This is a genomic window from Ruminiclostridium papyrosolvens DSM 2782, from assembly GCF_029318685.1.
GTDB lineage: Bacteria > Bacillota > Clostridia > Acetivibrionales > DSM-1351 > Ruminiclostridium > Ruminiclostridium papyrosolvens.
This window is the reverse complement of the sequence record NZ_CP119677.1, coordinates 168,096-180,995: the sequence shown is the minus strand read 5'-3', so window position 1 is coordinate 180,995 and position 12,900 is coordinate 168,096. Positions and strand designations below refer to the sequence as shown.

The window sequence follows — 12,900 nt, the reverse complement described above, 5'->3', positions numbered from 1 at the left end:
TATAGTATTTTAATATTTTTAATCCAAACCCTTGAAATAACTGGGTTTTTAGGTATTTAAATAACAAAAATAGCAAAATTCTTGAAAATTTATGAGTTGACGTTTATTGGAATTTATGGTATTATAAATTCGAAGTTTGTCGAAATATGTAGTGCATATGAGGAGGTCAATTTTGATGAAATCTACTGGTATTGTAAGAAAGGTTGATGAGCTGGGAAGAGTTGTTCTTCCAATCGAGCTCCGCAGAACGTTGGACATCGCAGAAAAGGATGCTTTAGAAATCTACGTTGATGAGGCAACCATTATTTTGAAGAAATATGAGCCTGCATGTATCTTCTGTGGTAATGCCAAAGATGTAATTGTATACAAGGGTAAGAATATCTGCCCTGAGTGTATGAAAGAACTAAAGAAGTAATAAAATTATTATTACAAAAACAAAAGTAGAAAGAACCCGTGAAATTTTTCACAGGTTCTTTTTATTTTTTCATTACGGCATTATATACGTCCCTTTTATTTAATCCCCTGTCCTCAGCTGCTTTTTTTATGGCATCCTTTTTTGTAAGTCCCTCTTCAACGTATTTGTTTACATGGTCTTCTATGCTGATTTCAGAATATTTGTCACGTTCCTGCTCTGCAAGGAACTCTTTATCCTGTCCCTCAATTATGACAACAAACTCACCCTTTGGTGCCTCTTCCTGAAATCTTTCCATTGCATCGAATAAACCACACCTTATGACTTCTTCAAATCTTTTGGTAAGCTCCCTCGCAAGGGCTATCCTTCTGTCTCCCCAAGCATTATACATATCTTTTAATGTATACGGCAGTTTATGAGGAGCTTCATAAAATATAATAGTCCTTGTTTCATTTTTTAACTGCTGAAGCCTTTCTTGTCTTGACCTCTTATTCATGGGAAGAAAGCCTTCAAATACGAATCTTCCGGCAGGCAGTCCTGATATAACCAGCCCTGTAACCGCTGCAACCGGCCCGGGAATCATTGTTACTTCAACGCTGTTTTCTATCGCAAGCTTTACTAAATCCTCTCCGGGGTCAGATATTCCCGGGCTTCCGGCGTCAGACACCAGAGCAATGTTTTTGCCAAGCAGCAACTGCTCTATCAGATAGTTACCCTTTACTACCTTGTTATGCTCATAATAACTTACAAGAGGCTTTTTTATCTCAAAGTGATTTAATAGCTTGATTGTCTGTCTGGTATCTTCCGCCGCTATAAAGTCAACTTCTTTCAGGGTATTTATTGCTCTGAAAGTTATATCCTGCAAATTACCGATAGGTGTTGCTACCAGATAAAGTTTACCCTTTTCGCTCAATTTGTGCTTCCTCTTATCTTCCATATATTTTATTTATCTCATCAGAGTATGTTCCATCTGAGTTATATACATATAAAGGTTCCATTACCTTAAGTTCAGGGTTGCCGCCTCTATTTCCCTTAATAAGCAGCATATTTGGTTTCTTTCCGGGTTTTGGATGTACCAGTCTTAAATATTTTGGCTCAATACCATTATTTCTCATACTGCATATGATATCAGCCAGTCTTTCAGGCCTGTGTACCATTGCAAGCTGCCCTCCGGGCACCAGTAATGCCGCCGCCGCACTTACGACATCCTCCAGACTGCATAAAATCTCATGCCGGGAAATTGCCTTGCTGTCCATGGGATTTATCAGTCCGCAGCCCTTATTGGTGTAAGGGGGATTGGATACTACAACATCGAAACTTGATTTCCCAAAATACTCTCTGTAGAGTTTTATGTCACCCTGAACTATCTCAAGTCTTTCCGAAAGTTGGTTCAGGGTTACACTTCTGGAAGCCATCTCAGCCATTTCTTCCTGAATTTCAAGGCCAACAATCTTGGCAGCCTTTGTTTTTCCTGCCAGAAGTACAGGTATTATCCCTGTTCCCGTTCCTATATCAAGTACTTTACTGTTTCTCTTGACATCAGCAAAATCAGACAGTAAAACCGCGTCCACTCCAAAGCAGAATTTTTCCGTATTTTGTATCAGCCTTAAACCATGGAGCTGAAGGTCATCAATACGCTCTTTTTCTCTGATAGTAACCAAAAGTACACCTCTTATTATAATTTATCCCTGAAAAAAGGGCCAAATAAAGGATGACCCTTTATCTGACCCTTAATGTCTAAAACTTATTTCTGTTGAGGAGCATCAACAGGACATACGTTTGCACATGCTCCACATTCTATACAAGTATCCTCATCGATTACATAAACGCTATCTCCAGCAGTTATGCATGATACTGGACACTCTGATTCACATGCCCCACAGCTAATACAAGCATCACTTATTGAATATGCCATTTTTTTTAACACCTCCTAAATATTAAGGAAAACAAATATCTTTATTTGCTTTTCGCTACTATTTTACCATCTATTATACCGATTGACAAACTATTTTACCATCTCTTTTAATCTTCCAGTTGTTTGAGGGCTTCAAAGTCTATATCATTGTCATCACTGGTTGTAGCATCTTTTATTACTTTTATTTCCCCATCTTTGAAATTATACACTCTCAAATCAGATTCATTACCAATGTCCAGTTTTACTTTAAGAATTTCCTTTAATAGTACTACCTCCACAACAGTTCCCTGTCCTTCAGGAGTCTCAACTATAGCACCCACCTTAGGAACTCTGGCAAGCAAATCTTCATATGCTTCCTGTTCATATTTGAGACAGCACATAAGTCTTCCGCAAGTGCCTGAAATCTTAGTAGGATTCAGAGACAAGGACTGTTCTTTAGCCATTTTTATTGAAACAGGTTGGAATTCTCCCAAAAATGAATTGCAGCAAAGCACTCTGCCGCATATTCCTATACCGCCCATCATCTTGGACTCGTCTCTTACACCAATCTGGCGAAGCTCTATTCTCGTTTTGAAAACTGATGCCAAGTCCTTTACAAGCTCTCTGAAATCAACTCTTCCATCCGCTGTAAAATAAAATAACACCTTGTTATTGTCAAATGTATATTCTACGTCTATAAGCTTCATTTCCAATTTGTGGTCGTTGATTTTTTGCAGGCATATGTTAAATGCATCTTTTTCTTTTCTGTCATTTTCCTGAGCATGGACAATATCTTCTTCGGTAGCTATTCTGATAACCTTTTTCAGTGGAGCAACTATCTCAGACTCGTCCACTTCTCTGTTGGGAACAACCACCAATCCGAATTCTATTCCCCTTGCAGTTTCAACTATTACGTTCTGGTTCAAATCTATCACTAACTCGTCGGGATCAAAATAGTATATCTTGCCTGCTTTTTTAAACCTAACTCCTACAACCTTTACCATCTATAAAGTTCCTTTCTACAATACATAAAAAGTTTACGTATTATTTGCCTGTTTAATTTTCATAAGCATAACTTCTATAGCCAGCTGGAAGTTGGCGTTACTATCCAAGCCCCTACGGGCATCCCAGACTGCCTGTATGCATTTCAAAACATGGGAAAAGGGCAGTCCCACATTCCTAATAATCATATCTTTTTTATCTGAATTTATCAATAGACTTGTATCACCAGTCTCCTTGTAAATTAGTAAATCTCTGAAATACAATAGTATTACATGCAGTACATAGTCTACCCTGTCATTATTTCTTTCAAACGTATCATAAAACTTAAACAAATCAGCGTCTCCCGCCGCTACCAGACTTGAAGTAATTTCCAATACTTCTTCCCTTAATTCAAGGTAATGGGACGACTCTGCAAGCTCCAATGCCGTACCTGCCACACCGTCCGCATATGAAACGATAAACTCCCAGTCAGGTTTTCTAAGCCCATAGTTTGACTCAAGAATTTCCATAATGTCTTCATGGGACAATCTGTTGAATAGTATTCTCTGACATCTGGAACGTATAGTTTGTGCCACTGCCGCCGAAGATTGGACCGTTAATATAAACACGATGTATGGCGGCGGCTCTTCCAGAGATTTTAGCAGTGCATTTTGCGCCTGAATAGTCATAGCATCAGCATCGTTTATGATAATTACCTTATATTTGGAATAAAGAGGTCTTATAACAAGTCCCTTTAGTATATTTCTTATCTCCTCGACGCTGATGCTTTTATCCTTTTGAATTATTTCATGAAAATCAGGATTTGAGGCTTCCTTGTATAGCTGACATGATTTACATACCCCGCACGGGAATTGCTCCTCGCCGCACATCAGCATTGATGCAAACTTCAGTGCAGTATCTCTTTTTCCGACCCCATCCGGGCCTTCAAATATATATGCATGACTTACATTATCTTTTTGTACTGCAGCTCTTAATGCGGAAAGTATTCTTTGGTGCCCTAACATTTTGCCTCCGTAATGTCATAAAAACAAGTCAAGTATCAATCCCCTGATATCATCAAGTTTCTTTAGTATGCTAATATTGTCTTGTTGTGATTTGAGTACTTCATTTGTCAGTTCAATAAGTTCTTCATTTATTTTCTTTATTATTGCATAAACCCTGTGTCTTCCTCTTCTATCCAGGAAGTTTTTCTTCATAAAATTATGTGAATGTGAAACCGCCTCATCAAGAAATTCTGAGATTAACTGCTTGTATACCTTCAATTCCCTGATGTCAGTCTTCTTTCCAAGCTTTTTGCCTTGGCTCTCAATTTTATCAGCAAGTACTTTAACCCTCTCTTCGTAATTCTTGGTTTCAAGTTTTCTCAGCTGATACGAAAAAGTTGAATCTCTTTCATTTCTTATTGTTCTTTCATCTCTGCCGGGCAATGCTGAAATATTTGCACGGTTGTCTGACGAATCCTGTATCTTGATGGGAATCGGAATCACCTTCTTATGGCTTATTTTAAACTTTGTGGAATTTCTCTACGTCAACTACAAAAATTGTAGCTCCACCTACCGTTACTTCAACGGGATATGGCATAAACATTCCGTTTATACCTCCGGATGAGGCCGGTGTATTTATAACCTGTCTCCTGCTTTTTGACTTCTTTTCAATAATGGCAATCACTTCATCCAGTTTATCTTCATCTACACCTACAAGTAAAGTGGTATTTCCGGCTTTCAGGAAACCTCCGGATGAACACATCTTAGTAACACTAAAGCCGTTCTTGTTAAGTTCGTCCATTACTCTGTGCCCATCTTCATCATGTACAATTGCAAACACCAGTTTCATCATAATCCCTCCTTAAATATAGTTATAGTTTTTTAAAGTATTTCTTTGAGGTATGTTTTTATCTGTAACGATATTTCTTCTATTGATTTTGAAGCATCTATTGACTTAATCCTGTCGGGATATAATAATGCCATTTTCCTGTAACCCTCATATACCCTCATGTGAAAGTCCATTTTTTCCTGCTCTATCCTGTCTGCACCCGTAGATTTTATCCTTCTTTCTATTGCCAAACGCGGGTCAATGTTCAGAAAAAACGTAATATCCGGTACTACGCCGTCAACTGCGGCTCTATTGACATCTGCTACCGTTTTAAGGTCAACGCCTCTGCCACATCCCTGATATGCATAGCTTGAATCTACAAACCTGTCACATATAACGCATTTACCGCTTTCTAAAGACGGTCTTATGACTTGAAAAACATGCTGGGCTCTGGCTGCAGCGTAAAGCAACATTTCTGTTAAAGGGGAAATATCCTTATTCCCGGGGTCTAGTATCAAATTTCTTATTGTCTCGCTGATTTCAGTACCACCCGGCTCTCTGGACAGGACTACATCATTGCCCGCAGCCTTTAAAAATTCTTCCATCAACTTAATCTGAGTTGTCTTTCCTGACCCGTCAGTTCCCTCAACAGTTATAAACAAACCTTTACACATTATCTTACCTCCAACTGTTTTATCATTTGTCTGATACAAAAATTATAACACATTATTTTACAACTTGGACAATATTATTATTACCGACACCATTAACCTTTCCCCCTAGCTTGATAATGGAATCTATGTAGCTTATCTTACTGCTGTCTATTATTTCTCCCGGATAAAGAACAGGTATGCCCGGAGGATATGGAGTAATTACTCCCGCACAAACCCTTCCTAAACAGGATTTTATTTGCTTTTCTTCCTTCTGGGCAACATAGGCCTCATACGGGCTTAATGCCTGTAAAGCTTCAAATGGCTTATGTCCTGTCAAACTTCTTATTTTTTCTGCTTGCCTTCCCCACTCATCATTAAAATGTATTCGAGCCAGTTTTGATAAACTCTCGTAAAGTCTGTCAAAAGTACTTTTTTTATCAGCTGTTGTTGTAATTAAAACAAGGTTTTCATAATCAGCCATTTCTACCTGAACAGACAATTCTGCTCTTAGAATGGCTTCTGCCTCATATCCGCTTATACCAAGGCCTGATGTATTCAAAACCAACCGTGTGGGGTCATGTATTGTATTAATACCCAAATAACTGCCTTCTAAAACCTTATAACCGAGTATTTCAGAAAGCCTGTTTTTAAAAGTACTGATTTCCTCGATTAAATTAAAAAGTCTTTCTGTCCCTTCTTTTTCCATGAGTTCTCTTGCAATATCCAGATACGTCATTATAATATATGAAGGACTTGAGGTTTGGAGCATGGCTAAGTTAAATCTGATTTTCTCAATGTCAATAAGGGAGCCGTTTATATGCATATATGCCCCCTGTGTAACAGCCGGAAGAGTTTTATGAGCACTTTGTATTACAATGTCCGCTTTGTATTGGTTGGCCGAATGGGGCAGCAGAGGGCTGAAGACCAAGTGTGCTCCGTGAGCTTCATCCACTATCAAAGGCTTTCCGTGTGAATGAACTATTTTTATTATATTCTCAATATCGCTGCATATACCGTAATAATTAGGTCTTGTTATAAGTACAGCAGCGACTTCCGGGTTCTTACAAAGAGCCTTTTCAATACTTTGTGCTGTTATGCCTTCATTTATTCCAAACTTGCTGTTATATTCGGGGTAAATAAATACCGGTTCTGCCCCGGACATTATAAGCCCTGACACTACTGATTTATGTGAATCTCTTCCTATAAGTATTTTTTGCCCCCTAGTGCAAACACTCATAATTGCAGTCTGAATGCCACAGGTGGAGCCATTTACAAGGAAGAAGGTATTGTCAGCTCCAAACGCCTTTGCTGCAAGCTCCTGAGCTTCTTTTATAATTCCCTCGGGATAATGAAGGTTGTCTGTTCCATCAATCTCTGTTACATCAAGTTTAAGAACCTCCGTGGCAAGTTCCTGTGGAATTCCACTTGACAACTTATGCCCGGGCATATGAAATATATTTATATTTTCTTTTTGGTATTTTCTTAAATAATTATATATTGGTAAGTTATACACTTTTGCACCCTTTTCCATGTAAAGCCGTAGTTAATGTATTTCAAGCCGGGTATGGCTTTGCTCTGTGCCACACCCGGCCTGCATAACCCGGTTAATATATTTATTTTACTTTTTAAAGGCTTTATTTACAATATAAAGTCCTATGGCCTCTTTGTAAAGGGCTTTATGAACATAGTGTAATGGAATCTCTGTGCATTAAAACGATACTTCTCCATAAGCTCAGGCCCGCAACTGTTTGAGCCTATTCCGCTTTGCGCGTAATCTATGCAAAGGACAGTATTTCCGCACCTTTCCAGTTCAAAATTGTGAGATTTATTTGTCAGTTCCTCCTGAGTATAGCAGGAGGCATTAAAACTAAAAGTCTCATCTCCGGTTATCAGTAGCCCAAGACCACAATTTGATACCAGTTTTACATAATGGCACCCCCAGTGACTTCCGTTTTCCTGAGGTTTTAAGTAATCCTCATGCATTCTTCCTACATTTGATTTAAAACGACCCACATATGATGACCTTCTCTTATCTGCATAGCTTTCATTTGGGCCGTAACCAAAATATTCAACATTGCTGATATATTCCGGCAGAAATAACCTCAAGCCGAATCTTGGCAGAAAAGGCATTTCCATATTCCTTTCCACCTGAATGTTAACTGATATAAGTCCATTTTCAGCTATATTCCACTCGGTGCTGATACTCAGTATTCTCTGAACATGAACTGCCAAAAGGGATAGTTCCGTGATTATCCTTATATTACCGCTTTCCTTGAAGACGTGAGTATTGTACGACCGGGACAAGGTTCTGTCATAGCCTGCTTCTTCCCATTTATGCCGTACATTTCTGTCATTATCCGTAGGTGCCCTCCATATATTGTAGTCCATTGGTTTCTCAAGAATTACGTTATTGTCGTATACTATTTTATCAAACACACCTGTCATTTTATTAAAGGTATATCGAAAGTTTTTTCCTATTATTACGGCATTCGTGTCGGATTCTATCAAGGACAGCTCCCCGTCCTCTGAACTGGATTCACCCAAAATAGCAGTTATTTTGTCCTCTTTAAGTCCAACCCTGTCAACCTCCAGCTTCACCTGATCAAAACCAAGCTGATAGCCTCTGCTGACAAATGGAGTATCCGTCTTTTGTATATAATCAAATTTTATATAGCAGTCGCCTTCTTTTTCATCTGAAAGATTTAGGCTTATGACTTTTTTCTCATGGGGCTGTATGTCCAGCAGCTTGCGGTCATCTATAATACCCCCTGACACAACCTCTCCGTTTTTGGTTACTTCATAGGAAATATACACACAGTCTTTTGTGTTAACAAAATCAAGCATATTTTTAAAGGTAAATTTTCCGTCTTTTGAATTCTCATCTACCAATCGCAGCGGTCTAAGAACATTTTTATATTCCAACAATCCTGTATGAACTCTTCTGTCTGGATAAACCAAGCCATCCATACAAAAATTCCCGTCATGAGGAAATTCGCCGAAATCTCCTCCATAAAAATATTTTTTTCTGCCATCTTCGGTTCTTCCCATATATACGGCATGGTCGCACCATTCCCATATAAAGCCCCCACATAAGCCATCATATTTCTCTATCTGTTCATGGTAGTCCTCAAGATCACCCGGGCCATTGCCCATAGCATGAGAGTACTCGCACAATATAAAGGGTTTTGTGGCATTCTCCTGAAAATATTCATTTATATCCTCACAGGAGGCATACATACGACTGTATAAATCCAAGTCACTGAAATCAGCATTATAGCCCTCCGGAGGATACAACGCACTTTCATAATGGGTAAGTCTGCTGGTATCATAGCCTTTTATCCACTTCAAGGCACTCTCAAAATTTCTGCCATAGCCGGACTCATTTCCCAGTGACCATATAACAACACAAGGATGATTCTTATCCCGTATAACACAATTTTTTACCCTGTCTGTAACAGACTCTTCAAATTCGGGGTCATGTGCCAGCATTGGAAAGGTTTTTCCGTTCTGACCTCCCCCGTAAACCGTAGTTGTCCCGTGGGCTTCAATATCTGCTTCAGCAATGACATAGAATCCATACTTGTCACACAATTCGGTAAACACAGGTGAATTAGGATAATGGCTTGTACGAATAGCATTTATATTATGCTGCTTCATCAGCATTAAATCCCTGAGCATATCCTGAGCATCTACCGCCGGACCCTTTACAGGATCTGAGTCATGTCGGTTTACACCCTTGAATTTTATTTTTTGACCATTCAGGTAAACAACACCCTGCTCAACTTTTATTTCACGTATGCCTATAGGGACTGAAATAGCTTCTTGCTCAGATTCCAGTACTAAATTATAAAGCTGCGGGATTTCTGCACTCCACAACTTGGGAGCATCTATTTTAATACTCAGGCTATTTCCCTGAGTCTTTCCTCTTGCTTCAATATTCCCGTTGCTGCTATCCTCAAGCTTATATTCAACACAGGGAACACTTCCCATAAAATCCATGTCAACTCGTATTTCAGCACTTTTATAGTTATCGGTAAGGGAAGTTTTTACAAAGAAATCCCTTATATGGTTCTCGGGCCTAAGAAGAATATATACATCTCTGAATATACCTGATGTTCTGAATTTATCCTGATCTTCAAAGTAACTGCCATCACACCATTTAAGTACAAGAACTGCTATTGTATTAAACCCTTCTTGTACATGGTCAGTTATATCAAATTCACTGGTGGAATGGGAAACCTGACTATAGCCTGCAAAGTTACCATTTATCCAGAGATAGAAGCATGAATCAACACCCTCAAAATTAATACATTTCTTCATTCCACTCCAACTGCCGTCTGCATAAAATTCTCTGATATATGCACCGCACGGGTTGTCAACGGGAACATACGGAGGGTCATATGGAAAAGGATACTTTATATTTGTATATTGATGCTTGTCATAACCACGGTTTTGCCACACAGAAGGAACAGGTATCTTGTCAAAGCCTGAGCGGTCAAATTCCGGTAAGTAGAACTCATCAGTAATATTGTACACGCTTTTGAAATAGTGGAAGTCCCACTCTCCGTTTAATAAATGAAATCTTTCGGACTTTGTTCTGTCACTGCTCTTATTAATATCTCCCGATGGGTGCGGTATATAATATGCCCTTTTTTCCATCGTACCTACATGAAGTTTTTTAGGGTTTTCAAAATAATTTTTAATTATCATTCTTTTCACAATCCTTTACGGTATGGTTTACAGCCTGAGCCTTTAAGCATTTAACTAAATTATAGCTCTAATTACTGCAGCCAGTCTAATTAAGTTTACAAAATTAGTATGTGCAAAGATTTAAGTATTGAATCTCAATGAAAAAAAGAATAAAAAAATATTACCAGACAAAATCGAAGTTTGAGAAGGTCAATCGTCTGGTAATATTTTTTATAACACTACATTACTACACTTAAATTATTAGTTTGACAGTCTCATTTGAGCTGTCAAGAGTAAAGCCATTCTTCATTCCGCGGCACGAAGCTTCGTAATCACCAAAGAATCCTGAAACCTTAATTTCTCCGTTTTCATCAGTTATGTACTTAGTTGGTTTCAGCCACAATTCATCTTTTACAAGTTTGTACAGCTCATCATATGCAGGCTTAACTCTGTTATCAACAGTGATGAATCCTGATGGTGCACCTAGCCAAGCTCCATCTGCAAAATCCCACCAAGTAATGGATTCCACCTTTGGATTTGCCAAAAGAGTCGTGTAATGGGATATAACCTCTCTGGCTTGTCTGTCCTCACCCTCAACAGTTGAAGGCCATTCTTTTACCTGAAAGTCATTCAAATCTTCAATTTCAGGTGGTATCAACTGTCCCGAAACTAAAGTATTTTCTGTAAAATGTAGTGGAATTCCAAACCTGGAAAACCTTTCGAGTACCTCCAAAGTCTTTTCCACACCCCAGTAGCCCTGATGCATATGCGATTGTATTCCGATTGCATCAATTGGTACTCCGGCCTCAATAAGTCCTTCCAACAAAATTGCGTAGGATTCGGAAGTATTAAAATCGTTAATCAACAGTGTTGCACCCGGATTTGCTTTCTTTGCTTCATTGAAGACTTTGCTAACCAGCTTTATACGTCCAAGCTCCTTGCAAATCCTTGTGATTCCGTTATCATATTTATCAAAAACAGGCATAATAACAACTTCATTTATTGCATCCCAAATATCTATCAGGCCTTTAAACTCTGAAACATCACGGTTAATACGATTCATTTGAGCCGCGAGTATTTCTTCGTTTGTCATGTCCAGCAGCCAAGGTGCTGTAACAGTGTGCCAGCACAACGGATGACCCTTTAACAAAAGTCCCTTTGAAGCCAGCCATTGAGCTGCTTTCTTTGCTTCATTTATCATGGGCTGACCCTTTATGCGCTCATATAAGCCCCAATAAAAAGGTACGGTCGTGTAGTTGAACAAACTAAAGAACTTCTCAAATCTTTGTTCTGCACGTTCTTTTTCTTCATCCTTATATATGTTATTAACATATGGAATAGCATCAAACTGTGCACAACCAAAGAGGAATTTATGCTTTGTCTGCTCAACAACAACCTCTGTATTTCCTAAAGCACTGCCGTCCGGTCTCGAAAGTTTAATGGTCTTTGTTGCTACTCGATGATTATACTTACTGTTACTGACTATGCTCATTATTCCTTCTCCTTCACGGAAATGGGATTATTCTTTAACACCACCAACATTCAAACCTACTACGAAATATCTTTGCAGGAATGGGTATACAATAATTATCGGAACAGCTGCAACTATTGTAATAGATGCCCTGATGGATAAGGATGTAACCATATTCTCTGCAGAGTGTGCGTTTGCACCTACACCTGCTGCCAAAGCAGGATTGGCATTAAAATTCTGGGTCGAACTCAGCAGCTTCATCAACTCATATTGCAGTGTACTAAGGTTCTGCTTTGATGAGCAGTACAAGAAGGTATCAAACCATGTATTCCATGAACCAACTGCAACGAATAATGCAATGGTAGCCAGTACCGGTTTACAAAGCGGAAAGATTACCTGCATGAATATTCTGAAATCTCCTGCTCCGTCGATTCTTGCAGATTCAACAAAGCTTTCAGGTATACCTAAGATAAAGGTTCTGATAACAATCATATTAAATGCTGCTATCATAGCCGGCAGAACATATACCCAGAAACTGTTCAGCAAATGCAAGTTCTTTATCAAAAAGTAATTGGGTATTATACCTGCATTAAAATACATTGTTAACACGACTATTATTGTTATAGGCTTTCTGAATACATATTCCTTTCTGCTTAACGTATAGGAAAGCATTGTTGTAAGGAATAAATTCAGCACAGTAGTGAGTACAGTTCTTTCTACTGATACTAAAAACGCATGAAATACGTTGCCTCCTATGAATATAGCTTTGTAATTCTGCAGAGAGAATTCTCTGGGCCAAAGGTATATTCCGCCTCTTAAAGTATCAACACCATTATTAAAAGATATTGCAAGTGTATTTAAAAATGGATAGAGAGTTATAATCATAAGTGTAGCCATGAAGACAAAATTAAAAGTGTTAAATACTACGTCTCCTATCCTTACGGGTTTTCGTCGATTAATCATAGTA

Annotated in this window: 13 protein-coding genes; 1 reads left to right on the top strand and 12 read right to left on the bottom strand. The window is 38.6% G+C overall.

All coding sequences use genetic code 11. The annotated features are described in order from the left end of the window. The first annotated feature begins 175 nt into the window (after window positions 1–175). A complete protein-coding gene (locus P0092_RS00830) occupies window positions 176–415 on the top strand; it encodes an AbrB/MazE/SpoVT family DNA-binding domain-containing protein (protein WP_004619198.1) in 240 nt (79 codons plus the stop codon). A gap of 61 nt (window positions 416–476) precedes the next feature. On the opposite strand, the gene rsmI is transcribed toward P0092_RS00830, so the two are convergent. The 12 genes from rsmI to P0092_RS00770 form a co-directional block, all read right to left on the bottom strand. Continuing rightward, window positions 477–1,325: a 16S rRNA (cytidine(1402)-2'-O)-methyltransferase gene (gene rsmI / locus P0092_RS00825; protein ID WP_004619195.1), complete on the bottom strand. Its 849-nt coding sequence runs from the start codon at window positions 1,323–1,325 to the stop codon at window positions 477–479. A 13-nt stretch (window positions 1,326–1,338) separates the two neighbouring features. After that, a complete protein-coding gene (locus tag P0092_RS00820; RefSeq protein WP_004619193.1) occupies window positions 1,339–2,073 on the bottom strand; it encodes a tRNA1(Val) (adenine(37)-N6)-methyltransferase in 735 nt (244 codons plus the stop codon). 83 nt (window positions 2,074–2,156) lie between these two features. Continuing rightward, on the bottom strand, window positions 2,157–2,327 hold the full coding sequence (locus P0092_RS00815; protein WP_004619190.1) for a DUF362 domain-containing protein: 171 nt from the start codon (window positions 2,325–2,327) through the stop codon (window positions 2,157–2,159). Between the two features lie 107 nt (window positions 2,328–2,434). Beyond that, window positions 2,435–3,310: a PSP1 domain-containing protein gene (locus P0092_RS00810; protein WP_004619188.1), complete on the bottom strand. Its 876-nt coding sequence runs from the start codon at window positions 3,308–3,310 to the stop codon at window positions 2,435–2,437. Between the two features lie 33 nt (window positions 3,311–3,343). Next, entirely contained in the window at window positions 3,344–4,312 is a 969-nt protein-coding gene (gene holB, locus P0092_RS00805) for a DNA polymerase III subunit delta' (RefSeq protein WP_004619186.1), read from the bottom strand. A 15-nt stretch (window positions 4,313–4,327) separates the two neighbouring features. Continuing rightward, window positions 4,328–4,795: a YaaR family protein gene (locus P0092_RS00800; protein ID WP_004619184.1), complete on the bottom strand. Its 468-nt coding sequence runs from the start codon at window positions 4,793–4,795 to the stop codon at window positions 4,328–4,330. A 16-nt stretch (window positions 4,796–4,811) separates the two neighbouring features. Then, a complete protein-coding gene (locus P0092_RS00795; protein WP_004619182.1) occupies window positions 4,812–5,141 on the bottom strand; it encodes a cyclic-di-AMP receptor in 330 nt (109 codons plus the stop codon). A gap of 32 nt (window positions 5,142–5,173) precedes the next feature. Next, window positions 5,174–5,794: a dTMP kinase gene (gene tmk / locus P0092_RS00790; RefSeq protein WP_004619180.1), complete on the bottom strand. Its 621-nt coding sequence runs from the start codon at window positions 5,792–5,794 to the stop codon at window positions 5,174–5,176. 52 nt (window positions 5,795–5,846) lie between these two features. Next, entirely contained in the window at window positions 5,847–7,220 is a 1,374-nt protein-coding gene (locus P0092_RS00785) for an aminotransferase class I/II-fold pyridoxal phosphate-dependent enzyme (protein WP_479692162.1), read from the bottom strand. Window positions 7,221–7,426: 206 nt separating this feature from the next. Continuing rightward, window positions 7,427–10,483, bottom strand: coding sequence for a glycoside hydrolase family 2 TIM barrel-domain containing protein (locus P0092_RS00780; RefSeq protein ID WP_004619176.1), 3,057 nt, complete (start codon window positions 10,481–10,483; stop codon window positions 7,427–7,429). A gap of 232 nt (window positions 10,484–10,715) precedes the next feature. Then, the gene (locus P0092_RS00775; RefSeq protein ID WP_004619174.1) at window positions 10,716–11,954 is read right to left on the bottom strand and encodes an endo-1,4-beta-xylanase; all 1,239 of its coding nucleotides are present in this window, start codon (window positions 11,952–11,954) and stop codon (window positions 10,716–10,718) included. Between the two features lie 27 nt (window positions 11,955–11,981). After that, entirely contained in the window at window positions 11,982–12,896 is a 915-nt protein-coding gene (locus P0092_RS00770; RefSeq protein ID WP_004619172.1) for a carbohydrate ABC transporter permease, read from the bottom strand. Between the last annotated feature and the right edge of the window lie 4 nt (window positions 12,897–12,900).